This window comes from Paraburkholderia sp. BR13439, from assembly GCF_040948805.1.
GTDB lineage: Bacteria > Pseudomonadota > Gammaproteobacteria > Burkholderiales > Burkholderiaceae > Paraburkholderia > Paraburkholderia youngii.
This window is the reverse complement of record NZ_JBFPKN010000222.1, coordinates 1-255: the sequence shown is the minus strand read 5'-3', so window position 1 is coordinate 255 and position 255 is coordinate 1. Positions and strand designations below refer to the sequence as shown.

Below are 255 nucleotides of genomic sequence, written 5' to 3'. Positions count from 1 at the left end.
TCCAGCAGCTCCGCCAGATGCTCCAACGCATGTTGCATGTAACCGCACACCCGCTCCGCAGAAACCGGCCCGCTCACCTGCGCCGTCAGGCCCAGTGCTTCTTCCCAGTCCTCCACCGACAGGGTCACGGGATAGTTGGTGCGCTCCTGCGCACCCAGCCACTCCATGCCGTCCAGGACATCGTCCCCCACGACGCCCGGGAGCGCCGCCAGCGTATTGTGGCGATAGTTCAGCAGCGCGCCAAACAGCGGCGCA

1 protein-coding gene is annotated in these 255 nt (G+C 66.3%); it reads right to left on the bottom strand.

Features of this window, described 5'->3' with window-relative positions:
* Positions 1-255, bottom strand: a 255-nt coding sequence (locus tag AB3X96_RS42960; protein ID WP_368594464.1) for a hypothetical protein, incomplete at both ends; no start/stop codon positions are given.